A 21,116-nucleotide genomic window follows, 5' to 3' on the forward strand; every position below is an offset into this window, starting at 1 on the left:
ACGAACATCTCCCGGCGCCCCAACCTGATCCATCAAGGTAGGACGCCCACCACTGGACGGGTTTTACTCCGCCCGCAGCAGCATCACGCCGCCGCTCCAGTGGCCGACTTTCTCTCCGCCGTTCACAGCCCTGACCTGTTGACCGCCGGGGGCCGGAAATGGCCCGGATCGGGTCTCCGGAGGCCCCGTTTGTGAATCGGCGTGGAAAATGGACCGCCGTGTGGAGTGGGCCCCTGGAAGCAGGCAGGGGATGAGGAATGGTTTGACCGGGGTGCCGGGTTTTCGAAGGATGGAAGCCCATGGCGAGCCACCGGTCCCACAGCGGTGAGTTCAAGCGCCAGGTTGCGCAGGAATACCTGGGCGGCGAGACCCTCCACGGGCTCGCGCGCCGTCATCAGGCAGCCGCCTTCACGGCATCACCGTTAACCGCATCGATCGCGATCTGGTTCAGCAACGCGTCGGCGGCTTTCTCCTCCGCCAAGGTCAGCTGCAGCAGCTTCGCTGCCTCATCGTGGCCCAAGCCCTCGGCCCAGCTCCCCAGAGCGCCGTACCGCGCCATCTCGTAATGCTCGACCGCCTGGCCGCACGCGATGAGCCCTGCATCCCGGACGGCGCTCGGTGTCGGCGCATCGCCGAGCAGCTCCTCGACCTCGCCGATCAATCCTTCGATCGCCTCGCAGGTCTTGCCTCGCGCTCGCTGACCGATCGCCTCGAAGACCTGCTGCAGCCTCTCCACATGCTGTTGCGTCTCCTCGCGGTGATCGGTGAAGGCCTGCTTGAGCTCCTCGTTCTCCGCGGCATGCGCCATCTTCGGTAGCGCCTTCAGAAGCCGCCTTTCGGCGTAGTAGATGTCGCGCAGGGTGGCCAGGAACAGATCGTTCATCGACTTCGTCGCCATGTCGCAATCCTCTCCAAGATGTCGGGATGTATGATGCGACCGGAGCGCACCCGCCTGTGCATCGGCAGGTGTGGCGCCACGGCGCCCGGCCCTCCCGATCTGACGATTGCCGCCATCGGCCACAACTGTAACGTCGTGATCGACAAGAAGGTCTCCGCGGCGCAAAGCGGTCACGCAAGTGTCAAGCTGATGCGTCGAGGAAGAAGAAGAGGCGCCGTGGCACGGCCCGGACGATGGGGCCGTGCCACCGCCGAGTCAGGAGGGTTCGTCGCGCAGTTGGCCGCCAAAGGCGGCGGCGGCACTAGCCACGAACGCGCCGATCAGCATCGCCAGAGCTCCGAACAGAGCAACCTTCGCTGCCGTCTTGCGCGCGGTCTCGGCGACCTCACGCGCATGGACAGCGGCTTGCCTGCCGCGTTCGATGGTTTGATCCACCCGTTGCCGCGCGTCATCCTGCGAGATCCCCGCACGTGTGGCGACGATCTGCGAGAGGTAGGCGCGTTCCGCGGGCGGCACATCGCCGATGCTGATCCCATTGGCGATGATGCGCATGACCTCGGGCGCAACATCCATCGCGGTTGCATCCCTTGGCACCGCGCCGACCTGCGCGGGGCGCATCAGGGCATCCAGGTCATACTGGCTGACCGGGCCGATCGCGGCCGTCGCCGTGTGCATGGCCCCTTCCGAGACCGCGCCAACGCCCCGCGCACCGGCACCGATGATTGTGCCGACGGCCGAACTCAGCAGCGCCACGCTAATCATCGTCGCCAAGGCCCATGCAAGCAGTCCATGAACCGTGTCGCGGAAGAAGACCTCGTCACGATGAACGCCGGTCCAGCTCGTCCGCAGGCGACCGGCAACATAGCCGCCGACCCCCGAGGACAGCCACTGCACGACGATCAGCCAGACGACCGTGCCGATGGCCAGGGAGGTCGCGGATACGCCCTCCCCAGTCCAGGGCGAGACGGAGGAGAAGCCGAGTCCCGCGCCGATCATCAGCAGGATCAGCGTCGTCGCGACAGCCGTCAGGCCGCCGGCTACGATGGCCGGCCACGAGACGGCGGATACCTCGCTCTCCACGGTGTCGCCGACGGTTCCGCCGGCGACAACTTGAGCGGCTCTCATCGCCACAACAGTGCGAGGAGAATGATGATCGGGATCGGAATGCCGATCATCCAAAGAAGTATGCTTCGACCCATAGGGGCCTCCTGTCTTGGGGTGAGCCGTCAACGATGCCGTGGTGCGTGAAGCAAGCCGCACAGGCCGCGCGGAACCATGAGGCGCGGCCTGACGATCCGGCGTTCAGCCCCGCCGCCCCTCGTTCTCGGGACGCGCGCCGCTGACATTGGTTCCGGCGATCTCATCCACGGCACGGCTCGCCATCGTGCCGGGGGGGTTGCCCGGTGTGCCATCGGGCGACGTGCCGCGCGTGGGATTGCTGCTGCTGTGGGCGCGCCAACCTGCCGCGCGGTAGTCAGCCTCACGATCAACGATGTTCACCGGCGCGTGGCGCGCGAGAATGTCCTCCACGCGTGCCATGCGCGCATCATCGGCGCGCACCGTCACGATCGAGCCGCCACGACTGACGCCTTCGGCATAGACGTGCGCCTCCTTCTCGTTGACGCCCGAACCCGTGAGCGATCCGATGAGGCTGCCCGCTGCTGCACCAGCGCCCGCGCCGGTCAGCAGGGCGACGAGCCACCCGGCGGCAACGATGGGCCCGACGCCAGGAATGGCCAGTGCCCCGAGGCCAGCCATCAGGCCGGCACCACCTCCGACAATGGTACCGATGGACGCGCCGACCGCGGCGACACTCTCAGGCTCGGCATTCACGGTCGCGGGCGCGGCCGAATTCTTGCCCATGATGCTGACGTCGCTATCGGTGAAGCCAGCCGCTTCCAGATCGCGGACAGTGTCCGCCGCCTGCGTGTAGTTGTCGAACAGCCAGGTTCGCGTGCGCATCGTCATGGTCGAACTCCTTGGATTCTCTGGTATTGGAACTGTCGTCGGCGATGGCCAGCCAAACTGTCCCCACGCCGTTCGAGAGTGACCGGAACGTCTAGCGGGGCGTCGCCGGGGTGGCGCTCGGCGGCGCAGATGTCGCGCCCCTGGCGCTGCCCTGATGAGGCAGCGTGGCGATACCCGGACCCACGGCGATGCGGCCGCGGAAGTCCATGGCGAGGTCGGTGGCCGACCCGTTGCGCATGCCACGTGCACGCCAGAAGCCGGCGTCGTCCTTGACCAGTGCACGGATGCCAGTGAAGCCGGCATCCTCGAAGCGGGCTGTCGCCTGGCCTTCCGTGAAGCTGTTGGCGCCGGCTTCGAGCGTCCCGACATCAACGATGGTTGTGCTTGCCGCATCGGCGCGAGTTTCGCCACGAGCCGGGCTCGTGGGTGTCGGGGAACTGGTCGTCATCGGCGGTACGGCTGCCGGCGACGTTCCCGAAGGCGCTTGTGCTGATGGAGCAGGTGGCTGCGCCGGAGGTGCCTGCGCCGAAGCACCGGCAGCCAACGCGCCAACGAATAAAAGGCTGAGTGTTCCGTATCTCATGACGGCTCCTTCAAAAAGAGGGGATAGAAGGCCGCGAACAAATCCGGCGTTCTAGAAATAAAACGACGTCGCGAGCGAAAAGTTGCAGCATCCCGCTTCGGAATTTACGAGTGAATGTAGGCGCATTAATATTTGTTGGTATCGATTATAGGGATGCGGGGAATGCGGTCAGTTACATGGCGCTCGAGATGCTCGCGTGGATGAACCACGACCTTGTGCTGCCAAGGCCCGTCATGCCGGCCTCGGTTGGAAGTTGGGTGCTCGTCCAGCGCTCAGCGGCGCAGAGCGGGCCGACAACCCCACTGGCACACGATCGGGAGGGCGCGACCTGGCGCAACGTCGCGATTGGCAAACTCTGCAGCGCGCCTGCATGCGGATGGCCGTGCGCAGACGCGCTTTGCGCCCTGACCGCGGACAGGCGACCATCATCCTCCCTTCGGGCGACGGGGCTTCGCCGCTGCGTGCAGGGCGCGCGTCCAGAAGCTGCTGATCTCCTTCGCGGCCGTCGCACTGGTCGTCGCTTGCTGGCGCCGCGTGGCGGCCATCGCCAGGCCACGGCCGGTACTGGCCACGCGGTTCGCGGCGCTGAGCCAGAGGCTCATGAAGGGGTTTCGGCGCAAACGCGGCATGATGGGTGCGTACTTTCGTTCGGCGGGTCAGCGTAGAACGAGAGGACAACCCGGGCGTTGCCACTGCAGCCGATCACGTTTCAAGGCAGAAGCAGCGAACGCGGGGCCATCGCTGCCGTCTGCCGGCGTACGAGCAACCTTCGCTCGCGTTCCGGCGTTCTGCCTCGGCCAGATTCGGCATCGAGGATCCGCAGCCATGCCAGGACCACGCCAGCCGAAGCCTTCCCATGACGAGCCGCAGAACCATCGCGGCGCCGGCGGGGAGATCCATCAGACGTCCGGCGGCGATGTCCCGGTGCTCACCACACAGCAGGGCATGCCGGTTGCAGACGACCAGAACATCCTGCGCGCCGGCGTGCGCGGACCGGCGCTGATCGAGGATAGCCATTTCCGCGAGAAGATCTTCCACTTCGACCACGAGCGCATTCCCGAGCGCGTCGTGCATGCCCGCGGATTCGGCGCGCATGGGTTCTTCGAGACGTACGAACCGCTGACCGAGATCACGCGTGCCGACATTTTCGCCCGCAAAGGCGAACGCACGCCCGCCTTCGCGCGGTTCTCAACCGTCGTCGGCAACAAGGGGTCGCCGGACCTGGCGCGCGACGTGCGCGGCTTCGCGGTGAAGCTCTACACGCAGGAAGGCAACTGGGACATCGTCGGCAACAACATCCCGGTCTTCTTCATCCAGGATGCGATCAAGTTTCCCGACCTGATCCATGCCGCCAAGGACGAACCCGACCGCGGGTTCCCGCAGGCGGCCACGGCGCACGACAACTTCTGGGACTTCGTGTCGCTCACGCCGGAATCGACGCACATGCTGATGTGGGCGATGTCCGACCGCACCATCCCGCGCTCCTTGCGCTTCATGGAGGGCTTCGGCGTTCACACCTTCCGCCTCGTCAACGCGGAAGGGCGCTCCACCTTCGTGAAGTTCCACTGGAAGCCCAAGCGCGGCATGCAGTCCGTGGTGTGGAACGAGGCGGTAAAGCTGAATGGTGCGGATGCCGACTTCCACCGGCGCGACATGTGGGCTGCGATCCAGGCGGGTGACTATCCGGAATGGGAACTCGGCCTGCAGCTGTTCGACGAAGCCTTCGCCGAGAGCTTCGATTTCGACGTGCTGGACGCCACCAAGCTGATCCCGGAGGAACTGGTGCCGATCCGCCGTGTGGGGCGCCTCGTGCTCGATCGGGTGGTGGACAATTTCTTCGCCGAGACCGAGCAGGTCGCCTTCATGACCCAGAACGTCGTGCCCGGCGTGGACTTCACCAATGATCCGCTGCTGCAGGGCCGCAACTTCTCCTATCTCGACACCCAGCTGAAGCGGCTCGGGGGGCCGAACTTCGTCCATCTGCCGATCAACGCGCCGAAATGCCCCTTCGCCCATTTCCAGCAGGACGGGCACATGGCGTTCCACAATCCCAAGGGTCGGGCGAACTACGAACCCAATTCCTGGGGCGGTGCCCTGGGCGGTCCGCGCGAGTCGCCACGGCGTGGCTTCGTCACCCATCCGGCCGAGGAGGCAGGCGGCAAGCTGCGTGCGCGCCCGGAAGCCTTCGCCGACCACTACAGCCAGGCGCGGCAATTCTACATCAGCCAGACCAAGGTCGAGCAGGGCCATATCCGCGACGCCTTCGCCTTCGAGCTCGGCAAGGTGGAGAACCCGGCGGTTCGCCTGCGTGTGATCTCGCACCTGCTGAATGTGGATGCGGCGCTGGCTGCGGCTGTCGCCGGAAAGCTCGGAATCGCGAGGTTGCCGGCGGCGGCGGAGGCGGCGCGCGTAGTCCGCACCGACCTGCCGCCCTCTCCGGCGCTGAGCCTGCTGTCCAACCTGCCGCCCGACTTTAGCGGCCGCACGGTCGGCGCCCTGGTGACCGATGGGAGCGACGCGGTGCTGCTGAAGGCACTGCGCACGGCGCTGGATGCGGAGGGCGCAACACTCGAACTGGTGGCGCCGACGATAGCCGGGATCGTAGCGAGTGACGGCAGCACCATCGCGGTGCATCACGCCCTGGTCGCAGGACCCTCGGTGCTGTTCGACGCCGTCGCCATCCTGCCATCTGCCGAGGGAGCAACGCTTCTTGCATTGATGCCGGCGACACGCGACTTCGTCGCGGACGCGTTTGCGCATTGCAAGTTCATCGCGCATTCCGACGCAGCTGGAATGCTCTTCGACAAGGCCGGCGTGCCGATCGGCGACGGCGGTTTCGTCGCGCTGCGCGCCAAGACCGACGCCGCTGCGTTTGTCGCACGCTGCAGGACAATGCGGTTCTGGGAACGCGAAGCCGCCCTGCCGCCACCACCAAAAGCATCGACCCATCCTGCACCGCTTCGCCAGAAGCGTGGCTGATCGCCGAACGATCGCGGCACACCATGTCTTGACCCGGCGAAACTGACATGGCGGAGGCTCCACCCAGGTCAGGTCGCGCGAAGTTCAACCGTGCCGCCCTGCATGCGATCGATGCGATCGAACCGCTGAAGCTGCGCACCGGCATGCCCTTCTGGCTGATCGATGGCGGTCGTGCTCCGGCGGTGACGCCGCTCGATGCCGATCTGAAGGTCGATGTCGCCGTCATCGGTGGGGGCATCAGCGGGGCGCTGGTCACCGACGCGCTCCTGCAGGCTGGGCTGAACGTGGCCGTCTTCGACCGCGCGGGCTTTGTCCGGGGCTCAACGCCAGCCAGTACCGCCATGCTGCAATTCGAGATCGATCAGCCCTTGAGCACTCTGGGCCAACGCATCGGGCTGGCACGTGCGGCTCGCGCCTGGTGGCGATCCGCCAGCGGGGTGACGCGGCTTCATGCGCGCATCGCCGATCTGGGGTTGCGGTGCGACTTCCGCGAACGTCACTCCGCCTATCTGCCGGGCAACGTGCTGGACGCCGCCGGCCTGCGCTGCGAGGCCGCGGCGCGGGAGCGCATTGGGCTGCGTTCCATCCTGATCGACCGCCCGACGCTGAAGGGCTTCACCGGCATCGACAAGCCCGGCGCGATCTGGTCGGCCGGTTCGGCTGAGGTCGATCCGGCCAAGCTGGCACGCGGCCTGTGGCGATCCGCTGCGAAAAGAGGCGCGATGCTGCATGCGCCGGTCGACATCATCGACATCGCCCCCGGCAAGCGGCGCGTGACGCTGAGCACGGATACAGGCCACAGCATTTCCGCAGGCAGCGTCGTCCTGGCCACCGGCTACGCGCTGACGAAGCTCCTCAAGCCGCGGGGCTACCGCATCATCTCCACCTGGGCCATGGCAACGCCACCGCAGCCCGAGGCATTGTGGCCGAGCCGGTGCCTGATCTGGGAGGCGTCGGATCCGTACCTCTATTGCCGAACCACGCGTGACGGCCGCGTGGTCGCGGGCGGGGAGGATGCGGCGTTCGAGGATGAGGCGAAGCGCGACACACTGATTCCCACGAAGGTGGCGCGCATCGGCCGCAAGCTGAAGCGCCTTCTGCCAACGCTCGACACGGCGCCTGCCTTCGCCTGGGCCGGATGCTTCGGAGAAAGCTCGACCGGACTGCCAGCCATCGGCGAGGTGCCCGGCGCACCGCGCTGCTACGCCGTGATGGGGTTTGGCGGCAATGGCATCACCTTCAGCGCCATCGCGGCGGAAATGATCCAGCGGGCCATCCTGGGGCTACCGGATCCGGATGCGGATCTGTTTCGCCTTGGTTGAGCCCGGGCGCTTGAACGGGCGACTGCGACATCCACATACCATCCACATGGATGGTGAACGGATGGAAAAGACCGACAATGTGCAAACGCTCCGGCCAAAGTCCGGCAGCGATACGGAGAAGATCACCATCAACCTCGGCTATGTCGATCTGGGACATATCGATCTGCTGGTGCAGGACGGCTTCTATTCGAACAGGACGGACTTCATCCGCACTGCGATCCGTAATCAGATCGACCGCCATGCTGACGCGACGAAGCAGTCAGTCGTCAGGAAGCGCCTGGATCTCGGGCTGAGGCACTTTGGCCGGGCGGATCTCGAAGCGCTTCGCGCGGCGGGCGAGCAGCTCGAGATTCGGGTGCTCGGCCTCGCCAGCATCGCAGCCGACGTCACGCCCGAACTGGCCCGCGCGACGATTTGCTCGATCTCCGTCCTCGGGGCACTCCAAGCCAGCGCTGCGGTGAAGGCCGCACTGGCCGACCGCATGATCTGATCGGCGGAAGCCGATCCGCGTCCGACCATCCGTCGCTCCCTGGGCGGCGGCACCAGCCGACGCCTTCCCCCGTCATCCCGCGAACGGATGCAGGGCCAGTCTGCCGACGAGGAAGGCTGGCCCGTGTCTGTGCATTGAAAGCTCCTGACATGAACGAGACGCTTCCCGACCACATGCTCGAGGCGACGCTGCTCACCCGCGCGGGCAAGCTGACCGAAGCCACCGCCCTGCTGCAGAGTGCGCTGCGTGGCGACAGGCTGTCCGCAAAGCCCGCGGCGGCGCCTGGTGGCGAGGCGCATGCTGCGCCTGGACGCCGGCCGCGGATCATCGATGTCGATCCGGAAACCGGAGAGGCTACCGTTCCCGCTGCGGCCCAGGGTTCCTCCGGACCCTTCGGGAAGGGTGCCAGTCCCTGGTCCATTGGTCGTCGCGGCAGAGCGATGACGCCGCCGCTGCCCGAGGCGCTACGCGGGTTCCTCGACCAGATCGACGGAGGCGGGCTGTCGCGGACGAGCGAGACGCTGCCTGATGGCGCACAGTTCGTGACGCGGTCCTTCAGCAACCACGCCGGACGCCGCAACTACAAGCTCTACATCCCCAGCACCGCCAACGGTGAGTCGATGCCGCTGGTCGTCATGCTGCACGGCTGCACCCAATCGCCGGACGACTTCGCCGCCGGCACGCGCATGAACATGCTTGCCGAGGAACATGGCTGCCTGATCGCGTATCCGGACCAGGCGCATTCGGCCAATGCACAGAAGTGCTGGAACTGGTTCAGCCCCGGGGATCAGCAGCGTGACCGCGGTGAACCCGCGCTGATCGCCGGCATCACCCAGGAGACCATGCGCGACCATGCCGTGGATGGCCGGCGCGTCTATGTTGCAGGACTATCTGCCGGCGGCGCCGCGGCGGCCATCATGGCGTCAGCCTATCCCGACCTTTATGCGGCGGTCGGCGTGCATTCGGGGCTGGCGTGCGGTGCGGCCCGAGACATGCCTTCGGCTTTCGCCGCCATGCGCCAGGGCGCGACGGACCAGGCCACCACGGGCAACGGCCGCCTCGTTCCGACCATCGTGTTTCACGCCGACAAGGACAGCACGGTGCATCCGCGCAATGGCGACCAGGTCATCGCCCAGTCCGCTGGTGACAGCGCCCTGCGGATCGAGGTGCGGCGTGGGCAGGTGCCGGGTGGGCGCGACTATACCCTTACCACCCATATCGATGCCGCAGGCCAAGCGGTCCTCGAGCAATGGCTGGTCCATGGCGGTGGCCATGCGTGGTCTGGCGGGAGCGCGGAAGGATCGTACACCGACCCACGCGGCCCCGATGCATCGCGCGAGATGCTGCGCTTCTTCCTGCAGCATTCCCTGGAAGGCGATGCCTTCTGACCTTCAGCGGAGGGGCGCTGGTTCTTGTGGCTGAGACGATGGCGAACGGCTGCCGGCGGCTCGCTTCACGATCCGTCCGCCGCAACAGCCGCCGGAGCCATCCGCTCCAGGATCCTCGCGACAATCGTATGCGCCCACGCCCCGCTGCCAGTCGGTGCAGGTACGCCGCGCTCGCTTAGCGCTCGCGCCAGCGCCGCCTGGCCCAGCACCCTCAGGCAACGGGTGGCGCCTCGGTCGCTGGCCGCGGCACGTCGACCTCGGCCACGGGGACCATGACTCCGAAATCGAGGCGGTTCTCCAAGAGGCGGATAACAAAGTCATGGCGCAGCTTTGCCTGCCACGCCTCCTCGACCTGCACCGGCTTGGCCAGCCGGCGCGCGCTGCCCACCCGGGCGGATCGCTTCGACCGTCGCGGCACGCCCGAACCTACGCCTTGCCTGTGCGCATAAGACATCGCCCTGCTCTCCCCTTCGCGGTGGAAATCGGCTGAAGCCGTCGATCGCGGCAGGCACGAGCTAACTGGGGATGGCTCTCCATCGCTATCGGGTGGAACGCTTAAGGAAAACTACGTAATACCCCAATTCAGCGGCCCGCCGGCGTGGCATCCTTGATGTTGCGCAAGTCTCCCGCCGGCCGTCACGCTAAGAGCGGAACTCGTGACGCCGATCTCAACGGATGGTCCATCCGCTGGTCATCCGGCCCGTTGGCCGGCGTTCTGGAACCACTGACGGGTCCGGGTCATGCCGACTGCGATTCAAGACGATGCTGCCCCAGCCGACCGCGACGCGATGGCGCGCGCGATCGAGGCTGCGGACCTCGGCATCTGGCAGATCGATCTCGCGACCGACCTCGCGCTGACCCGGTCGCAGCGTCACGATCAACTGTTCGGCCATGAGGCACCACAGAAGGACTGGGGCTTCGCGGCCGCGGCGCGACAGGTGATCGACGACGATCGCCCCGCCTTCCTCGCTGCGGTCGCCGAAGCCAGGCGAACTGGGCTATTGCGCTGTGCAATCCGGGTTCGCTGGCCGGACGGTTCGGTGCATGGCCTCGAGTTCCGCGGCCGGACGCTGGCCGGCCCTGACGGCACCGGGACCCTGATGGCCGGAACTGTCGCCGATATCGGCGGCCGCCTCGCGACCGAGGCGCGGCTGCATGAAAGCGAACTGCAGTTGCGGCTCGCCCAGGCCGTAGCGGACATCGGGCTCTTCGAATGGGATATCGCCGCCGGGACCGTGACATACAACGATGAGCTTCTGCGGATCTACGGCATCGACCGCGCGGCCTTCGACGGCCGCTACGAGAGCTGGCGCCCCACGGTGATGCCCGAGGATCTGGCCAGGCTCGAAGCCAGCCTGGCGGGCACGCTGGCGCGGCGGGAGGCGAACATCCGCCTCGATTTCCGGATACGGCGCCCAGATGGCGAGATCCGCCAGGTCGAATGCATCGCTGCCCTCACCTATGGGCCCGACGGGACGCCGCTGCGCGGCATCGGCGTGAACCGCGACAGGACGGACGCGATACGCCAGTTGCATGCCCTTCATGAGAGCCAGGAGCGCGACCGTGCCCTTTTCGAACAGGCGGCCGTTGGCATCATCGATGCCGATCTCGAAGGAAACTGGATCCGTGTGAACCATCGCCTCGCGGCCATGCTGGGCTATGACTCGTCCGATGAGTTGCGGGGCCGGTCGTGGGTCGATCTGACACATCCCGACGACCTCGCCGCCGGGCGCGAGCAGATCGCGGCCCTGAAAGCCGGGCGCATCGCCTACCGCTCCGGCGACAAGCGATTCCTGCGCAAGGACGGGGCGGTCATCTGGGCCAATGCGACAGTCTCGCTGGTTCGCGACACGGACACTGGGCGCCCGTCGTTCCTCACCAGCGTCGTCGTTGACGCGACCGACCGGAAGATGGCGGAAGCAGCGCTGATGGAGGCCGAGGAGCGGCTGCGCTTCGCGCTGGATGCGGCTGGCGCGGGGCTCTGGAACCTTGATGTCGCGAGCGGCGACGCGGCGTGCTCCGACGGGTATTGCCGCCTCTACGGCCTCGACCCCGCGGGCCCCGGGCACCGGACGACCGAGGAATGGCTTGCGCAGGTCCATCATGAGGACCGGGAGCGCGCGCGCTCCGCTGTCGAGGCGAGCTTCGCAGAGGGCGGCTACTTTTGCGAGTATCGCATCGTCCGGACCGACGGGGCCGTTCGCTGGCTGGCCGCGCACGGCAGGACGCATCTTGACGCGGCAGGCCGACCGACACGCTTCACCGGGCTCGTGGTGGACGTGACGACGCTGCGCGAGGCCGAGTTGAGCCTGCGCATGGCCATCGATGCCACGGGCCTCGCCACTTGGGAACGCGTGGTCGCAACCGGAGATGCCCGCTGGTCCCAGAACCACTTCCCGCTGTTGGGTTACCGGCCGGATCCCGCGGGACGTGCCAGTTTCGCGATGTGGCGGGATCGTGTCCTCCCCGAGTATCGCCCCAGCATAGAAGCCACACTGGCTGGCTGCCGCGACGGTGATCGCTTCGACATCGTCTACCGCATCCGGCGCGCTGACGATGGCGCCGAGCGCTGGTTGCAGACGATCGGCCGCGCATTCGGCGAGGATGGCGACGGCCAGCCGCGCCGAATGCTTGGTGTCACGATCGACGTCACCGACCGGGAGGTCGCGCGCGCGCGCCTCCAGACGCTGCAGGACGAGCTCCTGCACGTCTCGCGGCTCGCCGACGCGGGCGTGATGGCGTCGGGCCTCGTGCACGAGTTGGCGCAGCCGTTGACGGCGGCGGCGCTCGCCCTGCAGGGCGCCTGGCGGCTGGCGAGGCGCGCGGCCGATGGGCTTTCGGCAGATCTACGGCGGGATCTCGACGAAGCGCATGCGCATGCCGAAAGCCAGATTGCGCGCGCCGGCGCCATCCTGGAGGGGCTTCGCGGCTTCATCGAACCGCGGGGCGCGGTCCGGCGCTCGGAAGCGCTGCCGCCACTCGTCGAGGATGCACGCCTCCTCGCCATGGTCGGCTTCAGCGGGTCGGACGTCGCAGTCCGCAACGCCATCCCCGCCGGGACACCGCACGTGCTGGCCAATGGTGCCCAGCTTCGCCAACTGCTGTTCAACCTGCTGCGCAACGCCATCCAGGCTATGGCGGAGCAGCCGACGGCACCGGTCCCACGGACCGTCACCGTGTCTGCCGCCGTGCGGGAGGGGATGGTCGAGGTCGAGGTCGCCGACAACGGCCCGGGCCTTCCACCAAAGGTCGCGGCGCAGCTTTTCGAGCCCTTCGTGACGACCAAGCCGGATGGCATGGGGATCGGCCTGTCGCTCTGCCGATCCATCGTCGAGGCGCATGGCGGCAGCATCCGCGCCGAGGCTAATGCCGGCGGCGGAACGGTCTTCCGCTTCACCCTGCCGATCGACGCCCCCGACGGCCGCCCGCATAATAGCGAGGACCTGGATGCAAGCCATGGCCCAGCCTGACGGTTCAGACGCAGACCCCGCCGCGGCGCGCGTGGCGCAACTCGCGCAAGGAGCCGCCGTTCATGTGGTGGACGACGGCGAGGGCGTGCGTGTCGCTTTCGGGCTCTTGCTCCGTGCCGCGGGCCTCAACGCCGTGCTGCATGGATCGGCCGAGGCGTTTCTCGACGCGCTCCCGCGCGTCACAATGCCGATCGCCTGCGTGCTGACGGACCTGCGCATGCCTGGCCTGGACGGGCTCGGGCTGCTCAGACGCCTGCGTGCAGCGGGAATTGAGCGACCGGTCATCATGATCACCGCGCGCGGCGACGTGCCGGTCGCGGTGCGCGCCATGAAGGAAGGCGCGGCGGACTTCATCGAGAAGCCCTGCACCGAGGAGCGGCTCCTCAAGGCGATCGAAGCGGCGTTGGACTGCCCCAAGCAAGCGCCCTCCGCTCAGGGCGACGAAGGGACGCGCCAGACTGCCCGCGCCCGGATCGCGACGCTTTCGCCGCGCGAGCGCCAGGTGCTTCAACTCCTCGCCGGCGGGCGTCCGAACAAGGAGGTCGCCCGCCTGCTCTGTCTTTCCCCTCGGACGGTCGAGATTCATCGCGCGCGGATGATGGCACGGCTGGGGGTGCGCTCCTTCGCGGATGCCGTCCGCCTGGCGGTTCAGGCCGAAGCGGCCTTCACCGATTACGCCTCCGTGATTACTGAAGCCTGAGCAGGTACCGCGCCGACCGGCAGGCTGAAGGTCCGCGCTGCCTCGGCGCCGATGCGTGCGCAAGCGCTGGCGCTCGCGGCAGCATTGACCGGACGCCTCCCCGTCTCGTGGCGGGCGTCGAACCAGCCGTCAGGATCTAGAGCCGTTTCCGCTCGCCTCGGCTCGCTACAACGCCTCTAGCCTGTTGTTTTGACGAGCATCTTCACCCGATCAAATGATTCCACCTGATCGGGATCTGCTCTAGGCCCTCAGCGCTGCGACCATGATCGGCGCAGGTCGATATGGGCCACCCCGCGCAGGCCGTGCAGATCATTGCCCAGAAGCCGGCCGTCGCAGCGGGCAAGAGCGTCACAGACATCCCTGAAGTCTCGGTCACACGTGGACACGTCCGATACCCAGGAAATGTCGGAGACGATCGAAACCCGCACCTGGCCGTTCGGCGGCGCCGATGCCCGGTTGCGCGTCAGGATCGCGATCGGCGCTGCATGTTCCTGGCGCCGCATGGCATCGGCCGCTCGGCGCACGAGCATTGTCACGGCATCATCGAAACACCCGGGATCGCCCTGGCTGCGCCAAAGGCCTGCTGCAAGGCGCAGGCGCAACGCGCCGCCGGGCGGCAGTAGCGCGTCAAGCGTAGGCTGCAGAGCACGCAGGCGTGCGTTGGTGTCGAACGATATCCTCGTACGGGTTCCCGTGCGCGCGTCGATGACCTCGGCGAGCCTCCTCGCACAGTCGGAGGCTCGTTTGGTGGCGTTCAGGACGCGATCGAGAACAGCGGCTGAATCCGGGTCGACGCCTGGCAGAACATCCGAGGTCGCGCCGGCGACTACGAAAAGCATGTCGCGAAGTTCGCGGAGAAGCTCTCTCGCAGCCGGATCGTCATGCTCGAGGCTCGCAGCCCGACCATCGCTCAAAGGCATGCGTGAAGGGAGTCGGAATTGCATGTGTACCGTCACGGCGGACTCCATTCTGCGCGCGACCGGGCGGGGGGCGGGCGACGCCGCAGGTGGCTCAAAGCATCCGGTCTGCGCGCGGTGGAACCAATTCCGCAGCACTACCTAATGCCCGTACCGTGCCGCCCTGCCTCCCGGGGACCCGGTAGCAGCGGCGACGGTTCGAATCCGGGTGCACTCCCTCCACGTTGAGGCGGCCCGACCTTGCGCGTGCCTCGCTCGGCGCTTCGGCCGAGAGGTGCCGGCAGAGTTCGCTGTAATCCGGCCTGCGGCCAGCGCCCCGTGGCGAAACATGTGCGGCTCAGGCCTTAGCAAGCAATGGCTTTCGCGACGCGCAGAATTCCTCGACCGCCGCGACGAAGCGGGCGCATTCGGCATCGTCGATCGGCAGGCTGAGCGCCACCATGCCGCGCCGCGCCAGGTACAGCCCGCCCGACAGCATATCGGGGAAGAACAGCTCCCGAAGTGCGTCCTCCTCCGCCGTCGCGGCCTAGGGTCGCAGGATGGCGCCGGTTCGGAAATGCTGCTGCATCATGCTACCGATGCCGGTGAACTGCATCGCCACGCCATGATTCACGCAGACTGCGTTCAGCGCATCGCGCAGCGCCTCGGCCGCGGCATCGTCGAAGATCTCGCCCATCGCGACGCGCCCGGCCGTCATCGACAGCACGTTATTGTTGAATGTGCCCGAATGCGGCATCGCCCCGGCGCGGTAGCCATCGAACACCGACATCATCGTCAGTGCTTTATCCGTGTATCTGCGGCCCAGCGTGGAGACGGTGGAACCGGCGACGCATAGCCGAGGCGGGCTAGCATCTGGATCCGACCGCGATGGATGTCGAGCAGGTCGTGCACGTCGCGCAGCAAACCATCCATCTCCGGATATTCCTGCAGGGTGGCGCTTTGCGGATGAAGTCCGAGCCCAAGGCCCGCTGCCTGAAGGTTTAGCCGCAGCCAGTCGGCGCCAGCCCGCAATTGCTCGGCACGCGAATTATCGGGTGTCACGAGCCAGAGAAAGGCGGGGGTCGCAAGAACGGGCGCTTCGTATAGGGCCAGAAATTGCCGAAACACCGGTGAGTCACGTGAGGCCATCGCCGCATGTGTCAGGATGCCCTGGGCGACCAGGGGCTCGAGTTCGGCGGCGTCAAGCGAGATACCGTCCGGATTCGCGATGACCGCCGCGCGGCCCATCCGCATGACGTTGACGCTCTCCATGTGGGGCTCATGCGTCAGGGCTTCGGTACGAAAGGCGCGCCAGACATGGTCGCGGAGCGCTGCGGTGAGTTCGGGCGCCGTCGTCGTTCCCACATGGGCCCCCGGCACTGCCGCGCTGGTAAGGGTTGCTAGTGTGTTGGGCTCCGGCAGCCGAGACATGTCGTAGAGGGCGCGGTTGGTGCGCCGGGCCAGCACGTGGCGAAACAGCGGGTCGCCCACCATACCGGCTACTGGGTCAAAATGCAGCAGCGCGATCGGCCGGGCGTCCAGCCTGCGGCCAGGCGTGCCGTCAGGGAAGGTCTCCGTGCGGACGGCGAAGCCGTTCTCCGCCGCAGCCATACGGAGCAATTCGAGGAAGGCGCCGAGACCGATGGTGATCTGCCGGTCGAAAGGATCGGTGGCCGGCAGGCGCCGGGCCAGGTCGCAGAACACCGTCATCTCGTTCGTGGCCGTCAATTCAACCAGCCAGGGCTGCAGGTTGTGGGGATTGGGCGCGAGGATGGCGAAGGCGAGCGCGCGCAGGCGCGGATCCGGATTGCGTCGCGCTTCGGTTGCTGCGGTCCATGCCCGCCGTGCATCGCCGAGCGGCTGCGCGCGCACTGAGGTGCGGCCACCCGGCAAGGGTGAGAGTGCCAGTGCAATGCCTGCGCTGGCGGTCGCGAGAAGGCTTCGGCGCGGGATGCTCATCGGACACTCCGGTGTTGAGGGTGTGGTGTCGGGGCGTGACGCCGACGGACCGGCCGCGGTGGCGCCGAGCTTCGGCCGGCCGGCATGCAGCCCGCTGCCCATGCCGGGGGCGATCGACTATCCTGCAACGATGCTGCCACCATCGGGACGACCCGCAGAAATCCATGTCCGCGATATCTGACGACGCCAGGCGCAGAGCCGCGGACCCGGTGCTGTTCGCGCTGCTGAACGAAGTCGCGATCATCGAGCACCTGGCGCGCCACAGGCTCGAGAAGGTGCTGCCGGACGGGCTGCGCATGAGCCACTTTGTCGTGCTCACCCACCTAGCGCGGATGGGCGATGGGCGCAGCCCGGCGCGGATTGCGCGGGCGGTGCAGGTGGAACGCCCGGCGATGACGAACACCATTCAGCGTCTTGAGGCGCGCGGCCTGGTGCTGGTTGCCGCCGATCCAGTCGATCGGCGGGTCAAGCGGGTCTACCTGACCCCGGCCGGCCGCAGGCTGCGCGACCAGGCCGTGGCGGCCGCAATCGCATCGGTCGCGCCGATCGCACGCGACATCAGCGATGATGATGTCACGGCTGCGCTGCCGCTGCTGCGGCGCCTGCGCATCGCGCTCGATGAGGCCCGGGATGCCGAGGACCCGGTTCCCGAGGTCTGAGCGACGCATACCGTTGCGTGCGCGGTTCGGCGGCACCGTGTCAGAACCGATAGCTGATGCCGAGACCGAAGCTCAGTTGGTTCGCGTTGCCTTCGCCCGAGACGATCGGGCTGTCCGCGGCATCGCCCAGCAGGCGCCGATAATTGACGACACCGGTGATGCCCCAGCCACCGGTGATCTCGTAGTTCGCCGTGAACGTCAGGCCGACGTCGCGGATGCCGCTGCTGGCCTTATATTCCGGCAGGCCGCTGGCAGCGGCACCGGCCGCTGTCACCCCGAAGAATGTCTGGTTGTATCGATCGCTGGCGTAGGTCGCGAGGGCGAGCGCGCTGAGGCGGAGGCGGTCGGTGGGGTTGAAGCGGTAGCTACCCCCGAAAAATAGCAGGTTTCCGGAAGCGGTCCAGGACACGTCACCCTGGAATTGCACTTCGATCGCGGCTTCGTCGCGGCTGTCGAGAACGTTGCGGAATGGCACCCGAACGAAGACGCCAGCTTCGAATGAATCGTCGATGTCTTCGAGCAGCCTGACGCGCTCGTTCTCGACGTCGGAGCGGCCACGCCGCTGACCCAGAAATGGGCCAAACTCGATTTCCGGCCAGGGCGAGACATTTGCGCGCAAGCCAAGGCCTGCGCTCAGTGTCGCGGTTTCGATGTAGTTCGAACCATAGGCGAGGCGCGCGGCGACGAGCGGGCTTATGATCCGGTCGCTTGAGCCTTGGTACTCGGGGGTGGACAGCGCGCCAAGCGTGAAGAAGCCCGAGATGCGCGCGTCGGTCTGCGCCGCGGCCGGAATGGCCAAGCCTGTCAGCAGAAGCGGTGCCGCTAGAGCGATCAACGGAAAGCGGACGATAGAATGCATGGACCTAACGCCTTTTGGTTGGACGGGAGTGCCGGCTACGCGAAGCGTCGGAACCTCGGATGCGGTGGCCGCCTGCTTGCTGCGATATAGTTCGATGATTAACTGTCCAGCGTCAATATCGTGCTTTCGTAAAGTTATGTAACAGGGGCGCGTCGACTAGACGCAGCAGCTCGCTCCGCAGGAGACTGAGTTTTTCCTTGAGATCACCCAGGCGGCAAAGAGTATGGCGCGCAATCCATGCACGGGCTCGAAATTAGCGTTTAATTTGATACTGAATGATTCACCGTCGGAGTGACCCGGCCCGACGGCTGATCGGGAGCGTGCGTTGCGGTCTCGTCGGCACGCCAGTTCAACGGGACATCTCTGCCCTACGCGCTACTTGCACTGCTTGGAAGTTGGCCCCCGCACCCACACCGCCGCCCACCTGCGCGAGCTACGGTGGCGCCCCAGCGGCGCTATGCGGCTGGAGCAGCGCCCAACGCGACGGCGCCATCGACGGGAGCGGCGCAGGCCGCAACGATCAGCGCGATGAGGTCGTTCGCAACCTCTTTTGCGCGATCCTCAGGATTCCACAGGTCTCCCCCCGCGCCTTCCGCACGTAGGGCACAGAATCCGTGGACGGCGGTCCAGGCGAGCGCGAGGCGCGCGCGTAGCGCACGCTCATCGGCGCCCGGCACCAATGACGTCATGGCATCTGAAAGCGGTGTCCAGGCATCCCGAACCGCCCCGCGCCATGCTGGATCCGCGGTATCCAGTAGATCGGTTCGGACCATCAGGCGAAAATGCGCGGGGTTCTCGCGCGCAAAAGCCATGTATCCGTGGCCGGTCGCGGCGAGTCGGGCGCGGGCATCGGCGCCAGGCCGCAATGCTGAAACTGCATCCTTCATCGACCGCGCTAAGCGAGTTTCACCTTCGATAGCGAAGCTCGTTAGCAGTCCACGCAAGTCGCCGAAATGCGGAGCGGCAGCGGAGTGGGAAACGCCAGCACGGCGCGCGCATTCCCGCAGACTGACCGCATCCGGCCCAGCCTCCAGCACGATCTCGGCAACGGCATCAAGCAGGGCACGGCGCAACGAGCCGTGGTGGTGTCTGCCCCTAGGCTTGGGGGTGATCGTCATCTAGCGACAATGATGCTTTCGCACATTCTTGACAATGGACAGTTTCGATGAGCATTAACTTTCCATTGGAAAGAATGAGGCAGAAAGTGGACCCGGCGACAATCTTTTCGGCTGCCAACAAGATCGCCATGGCGGGGTGGCTGGCCATGGTCGTGGCGCCACGGGCGCGCTTCGTCACTTGGTGGATCTGCGGGCTCGGCATCCCAGGGCTGCTGGCGTCCCTCTATGCACTGCTGATGGTGTGGTACGCGCCGCATGCCGAGGGAGGATTCGGGTCCCTGGCCGCCGTCGCCGCGATGTTCCGCGACGACGGCGTTTTGCTGGCAGGGTGGCTGCACTACCTCGCCTTCGACATGTTCATCGGCGCCTGGATGTGCCGTCGTGCCGCAGCGGAGCAATTGAACGCATGGGCGGTCCGGCTCTGTCTGCCACCGACATTCCTGGCCGGCCCAGTCGGGCTTCTACTTTTTCTTGGCCTGCGGGGCCTTCTGACGAGGGGCATCGCCCGATGACGCCGATCGTCGCAAAACTTCGCCCGCTATTTGCAGAGCTCGATCAACGACAGACCGTCCTTGCCCGGCTCGGCTGGTTGATGCTGGCGATCGTAGCGCTTTGCTTGGTTGCGGCGTCGATTGACAGCCGAACGATCAACGGTGTCTCCGTATGGGTGAAGCCCGCGAAGTTCGCCGCTTCCTTTGTAGCGTGGTTTTGGACCATGGCATGGGCGTGGGGGTTCTTGGCACCCACCGCGCGCCGGGGATGGATTGCGCGCATCATCCTATGGGGAACGGTACTGGCAGCGGCGTTCGAACAAAGCTGGATCTTGTTGCGCGCCGGGCTTGGGCAACCCAGCCACTTTGCCGCAGATCGGGTTGGCGAACTCGCATATCGGCTGATGGGGCTCGGCGCATTGAGCCTGGTCTTGCTGGCATTCGTGCTCGGCGTCCTCGTCCTATCACGCGGTGATCCGCGGCACAGAAAGAGCTGGAGGCTGGCCGTCGGACTTGGCCTTGCAATCAGCGGCATTCTCGGTGGTGCCACTGGCGCTACGATCTCCGTGATGATGACGCCGCATGTCGGCGGAACAGCGACAGATGCAGCGAATTTTGCGCCATTCTTCTGGTCACGCGATGGCGGAGATCTGCGCGTCGCGCATTTCCTTGCGGTGCATGCAATGCAGGTGCTCCCTGCGGTCGCGCTAATGTCGCGATCAGCAACGCCGGCCGTCATCGGCGTCGCTGCGTGCGTGTGGATTGCCGTGACGGCAGGTGCCTACGCCGCAGCACTGGCCGGAATATCTATGTCGCCTTGATGGCAGCCAGCATCGGATTTCGGTGCTCCGATCGCCAGCAGGGTCATCGATCCCGGTGAGGATCCATCCGCCCCACCAGCATCCGCAGCAGGTCGATCGTAGCACCAGGATAGGCTTCCACCACGGCCTCCATGCACGCGAGCACCGGACCGAGGCAGGAACGTAGCGCGGCTTCGAACAGCGTATCCTTGTTGGGAAATTGAGGAATACCGTACCTTTTTGCTACGCCAGGGCGCCGCGCCACGAACTCATCCGTGTTACCTTCAACGCGGCACGACTGCGCTTATGATGGCGCACGACAACCGTATCCTGGACCTGGCCGACCGGATCATCGTGATGGAAGATGGGCGGGTGGATGATGGCGGCTGAGCCGCTGCCCCCCAGAGAAGTGTCAACGGCGGAGCAAAACCAGGCCAGCGCGGCGGCGGAAAACAAGGCCACTGGCGACATGGCGGCATCAGACCTGGCCGGCCCCCGATCGGGGGCCGGCCAGGTCTGCGGCTGGTTCCTCTGAT

22 protein-coding genes are annotated in these 21,116 nt (G+C 66.5%); 9 read left to right on the forward strand and 13 right to left on the reverse strand.

Features of this window, described 5'->3' with window-relative positions; translation table 11 throughout:
• Positions 1-394 precede the first annotated feature (394 nt).
• The 5 genes from HW578_RS09750 to HW578_RS27785 form a co-directional block, all read right to left on the reverse strand.
• Complete coding sequence (locus HW578_RS09750) at positions 395-898, reverse strand: YciE/YciF ferroxidase family protein (protein ID WP_198370364.1); 504 nt, start codon at positions 896-898, stop codon at positions 395-397.
• A gap of 255 nt (positions 899-1,153) precedes the next feature.
• Positions 1,154-2,077, reverse strand: coding sequence for a hypothetical protein (locus HW578_RS09755; protein ID WP_232478837.1), 924 nt, complete (start codon positions 2,075-2,077; stop codon positions 1,154-1,156).
• A 123-nt stretch (positions 2,078-2,200) separates the two neighbouring features.
• Positions 2,201-2,866: a hypothetical protein gene (locus HW578_RS09760; protein WP_198370365.1), complete on the reverse strand. Its 666-nt coding sequence runs from the start codon at positions 2,864-2,866 to the stop codon at positions 2,201-2,203.
• Positions 2,867-2,957: 91 nt separating this feature from the next.
• Positions 2,958-3,314, reverse strand: a complete 357-nt coding sequence (locus tag HW578_RS09765) for a hypothetical protein (protein ID WP_198370366.1) — start codon at positions 3,312-3,314, stop codon at positions 2,958-2,960.
• 560 nt (positions 3,315-3,874) lie between these two features.
• On the reverse strand, positions 3,875-4,051 hold the full coding sequence (locus HW578_RS27785) for a hypothetical protein (RefSeq protein ID WP_232478838.1): 177 nt from the start codon (positions 4,049-4,051) through the stop codon (positions 3,875-3,877).
• 223 nt (positions 4,052-4,274) lie between these two features.
• Between HW578_RS27785 and HW578_RS09770 the strand changes: the two genes are divergently transcribed.
• The 4 genes from HW578_RS09770 (at position 4,275) to HW578_RS09785 (ending at position 9,628) form a co-directional block, all read left to right on the forward strand.
• Positions 4,275-6,428 (forward strand): catalase, encoded by a 2,154-nt coding sequence (locus HW578_RS09770; RefSeq protein WP_198370383.1) that lies wholly within the window; start codon positions 4,275-4,277, stop codon positions 6,426-6,428.
• A gap of 47 nt (positions 6,429-6,475) precedes the next feature.
• Positions 6,476-7,750 carry an NAD(P)/FAD-dependent oxidoreductase gene (locus HW578_RS09775; protein ID WP_198370367.1) on the forward strand — a complete coding sequence of 425 codons (1,275 nt, stop codon included), beginning with the start codon at positions 6,476-6,478 and terminating at the stop codon, positions 7,748-7,750.
• Between the two features lie 61 nt (positions 7,751-7,811).
• Positions 7,812-8,240: a CopG family transcriptional regulator gene (locus HW578_RS09780; protein WP_198370368.1), complete on the forward strand. Its 429-nt coding sequence runs from the start codon at positions 7,812-7,814 to the stop codon at positions 8,238-8,240.
• Positions 8,241-8,389: 149 nt separating this feature from the next.
• Entirely contained in the window at positions 8,390-9,628 is a 1,239-nt protein-coding gene (locus HW578_RS09785; protein ID WP_198370369.1) for an extracellular catalytic domain type 1 short-chain-length polyhydroxyalkanoate depolymerase, read from the forward strand.
• A gap of 211 nt (positions 9,629-9,839) precedes the next feature.
• Here the strand turns inward: HW578_RS09785 and HW578_RS09790 are convergent, their stop codons facing one another.
• Positions 9,840-10,082 (reverse strand): hypothetical protein, encoded by a 243-nt coding sequence (locus tag HW578_RS09790; RefSeq protein ID WP_198370370.1) that lies wholly within the window; start codon positions 10,080-10,082, stop codon positions 9,840-9,842.
• Between the two features lie 286 nt (positions 10,083-10,368).
• Here HW578_RS09790 and HW578_RS09795 point away from each other — a divergent pair, with 286 nt between their 5' ends.
• Both HW578_RS09795 and HW578_RS09800 read left to right on the forward strand, forming a co-directional pair.
• Entirely contained in the window at positions 10,369-13,098 is a 2,730-nt protein-coding gene (locus tag HW578_RS09795) for a PAS domain-containing protein (RefSeq protein WP_198370371.1), read from the forward strand.
• Entirely contained in the window at positions 13,085-13,798 is a 714-nt protein-coding gene (locus HW578_RS09800) for a response regulator transcription factor (protein ID WP_198370372.1), read from the forward strand. Before HW578_RS09795 ends, HW578_RS09800 begins: the two co-directional genes overlap by 14 nt.
• Positions 13,799-14,046: 248 nt before the next feature.
• On the opposite strand, the gene HW578_RS09805 is transcribed toward HW578_RS09800, so the two are convergent.
• From HW578_RS09805 to HW578_RS09820, 4 genes are all read right to left on the reverse strand, one after another.
• The gene (locus HW578_RS09805; RefSeq protein ID WP_198370373.1) at positions 14,047-14,754 is read right to left on the reverse strand and encodes a sensor histidine kinase; all 708 of its coding nucleotides are present in this window, start codon (positions 14,752-14,754) and stop codon (positions 14,047-14,049) included.
• Positions 14,755-15,052: 298 nt separating this feature from the next.
• Entirely contained in the window at positions 15,053-15,193 is a 141-nt protein-coding gene (locus HW578_RS09810; RefSeq protein ID WP_198370374.1) for a hypothetical protein, read from the reverse strand.
• Positions 15,194-15,241: 48 nt separating this feature from the next.
• On the reverse strand, positions 15,242-15,487 hold the full coding sequence (locus HW578_RS09815) for a hypothetical protein (protein WP_198370375.1): 246 nt from the start codon (positions 15,485-15,487) through the stop codon (positions 15,242-15,244).
• 2 nt (positions 15,488-15,489) lie between these two features.
• Entirely contained in the window at positions 15,490-16,653 is a 1,164-nt protein-coding gene (locus tag HW578_RS09820; RefSeq protein ID WP_198370376.1) for an Acg family FMN-binding oxidoreductase, read from the reverse strand.
• A 209-nt stretch (positions 16,654-16,862) separates the two neighbouring features.
• Between HW578_RS09820 and HW578_RS09825 the strand changes: the two genes are divergently transcribed.
• Positions 16,863-17,312: a MarR family winged helix-turn-helix transcriptional regulator gene (locus tag HW578_RS09825; protein WP_198370377.1), complete on the forward strand. Its 450-nt coding sequence runs from the start codon at positions 16,863-16,865 to the stop codon at positions 17,310-17,312.
• A gap of 40 nt (positions 17,313-17,352) precedes the next feature.
• On the opposite strand, the gene HW578_RS09830 is transcribed toward HW578_RS09825, so the two are convergent.
• Entirely contained in the window at positions 17,353-18,171 is an 819-nt protein-coding gene (locus HW578_RS09830; RefSeq protein WP_198370378.1) for a MipA/OmpV family protein, read from the reverse strand.
• Positions 18,172-18,626: 455 nt separating this feature from the next.
• Positions 18,627-19,289, reverse strand: a complete 663-nt coding sequence (locus HW578_RS09835) for a TetR/AcrR family transcriptional regulator (RefSeq protein ID WP_198370379.1) — start codon at positions 19,287-19,289, stop codon at positions 18,627-18,629.
• Positions 19,290-19,336: 47 nt separating this feature from the next.
• Between HW578_RS09835 and HW578_RS09840 the strand changes: the two genes are divergently transcribed.
• Together HW578_RS09840 and HW578_RS09845 are read left to right on the forward strand one after the other, a co-directional pair.
• The gene (locus tag HW578_RS09840) at positions 19,337-19,801 is read left to right on the forward strand and encodes an ABA4-like family protein (protein ID WP_198370380.1); all 465 of its coding nucleotides are present in this window, start codon (positions 19,337-19,339) and stop codon (positions 19,799-19,801) included.
• The gene (locus HW578_RS09845; RefSeq protein ID WP_198370381.1) at positions 19,798-20,601 is read left to right on the forward strand and encodes a hypothetical protein; all 804 of its coding nucleotides are present in this window, start codon (positions 19,798-19,800) and stop codon (positions 20,599-20,601) included. Before HW578_RS09840 ends, HW578_RS09845 begins: the two co-directional genes overlap by 4 nt.
• A 222-nt stretch (positions 20,602-20,823) precedes the next feature.
• On the opposite strand, the gene HW578_RS27790 is transcribed toward HW578_RS09845, so the two are convergent.
• Positions 20,824-21,116 (reverse strand): hypothetical protein (locus HW578_RS27790; RefSeq protein ID WP_232478839.1); only part of this gene is annotated, 293 nt, incomplete at its 5' end.

Source organism: Roseomonas rosulenta (assembly GCF_016106005.1).
GTDB classification, from domain to species: domain Bacteria; phylum Pseudomonadota; class Alphaproteobacteria; order Acetobacterales; family Acetobacteraceae; genus Neoroseomonas; species Neoroseomonas rosulenta.

Coding starts and splice junctions, on each gene's coding strand:
- HW578_RS09750 (WP_198370364.1), bottom strand. CDS start 898: ATGGCGACGAAGTCGATGAACGATCTGTTCCTGGCCACCCTGCGCGAC.
- HW578_RS09760 (WP_198370365.1), bottom strand. CDS start 2,866: ATGACGATGCGCACGCGAACCTGGCTGTTCGACAACTACACGCAGGCG.
- HW578_RS09765 (WP_198370366.1), bottom strand. CDS start 3,314: ATGACGACCAGTTCCCCGACACCCACGAGCCCGGCTCGTGGCGAAACT.
- HW578_RS27785 (WP_232478838.1), bottom strand. CDS start 4,051: ATGAGCCTCTGGCTCAGCGCCGCGAACCGCGTGGCCAGTACCGGCCGT.
- HW578_RS09770 (WP_198370383.1), top strand. CDS start 4,275: ATGCCAGGACCACGCCAGCCGAAGCCTTCCCATGACGAGCCGCAGAAC.
- HW578_RS09775 (WP_198370367.1), top strand. CDS start 6,476: ATGGCGGAGGCTCCACCCAGGTCAGGTCGCGCGAAGTTCAACCGTGCC.
- HW578_RS09780 (WP_198370368.1), top strand. CDS start 7,812: ATGGAAAAGACCGACAATGTGCAAACGCTCCGGCCAAAGTCCGGCAGC.
- HW578_RS09785 (WP_198370369.1), top strand. CDS start 8,390: ATGAACGAGACGCTTCCCGACCACATGCTCGAGGCGACGCTGCTCACC.
- HW578_RS09790 (WP_198370370.1), bottom strand. CDS start 10,082: ATGTCTTATGCGCACAGGCAAGGCGTAGGTTCGGGCGTGCCGCGACGG.
- HW578_RS09795 (WP_198370371.1), top strand. CDS start 10,369: ATGCCGACTGCGATTCAAGACGATGCTGCCCCAGCCGACCGCGACGCG.
- HW578_RS09800 (WP_198370372.1), top strand. CDS start 13,085: ATGGCCCAGCCTGACGGTTCAGACGCAGACCCCGCCGCGGCGCGCGTG.
- HW578_RS09810 (WP_198370374.1), bottom strand. CDS start 15,193: ATGCTGTCGGGCGGGCTGTACCTGGCGCGGCGCGGCATGGTGGCGCTC.
- HW578_RS09815 (WP_198370375.1), bottom strand. CDS start 15,487: ATGATGTCGGTGTTCGATGGCTACCGCGCCGGGGCGATGCCGCATTCG.
- HW578_RS09820 (WP_198370376.1), bottom strand. CDS start 16,653: ATGAGCATCCCGCGCCGAAGCCTTCTCGCGACCGCCAGCGCAGGCATT.
- HW578_RS09830 (WP_198370378.1), bottom strand. CDS start 18,171: ATGCATTCTATCGTCCGCTTTCCGTTGATCGCTCTAGCGGCACCGCTT.
- HW578_RS09835 (WP_198370379.1), bottom strand. CDS start 19,289: ATGACGATCACCCCCAAGCCTAGGGGCAGACACCACCACGGCTCGTTG.
- HW578_RS09840 (WP_198370380.1), top strand. CDS start 19,337: ATGAGCATTAACTTTCCATTGGAAAGAATGAGGCAGAAAGTGGACCCG.
- HW578_RS09845 (WP_198370381.1), top strand. CDS start 19,798: ATGACGCCGATCGTCGCAAAACTTCGCCCGCTATTTGCAGAGCTCGAT.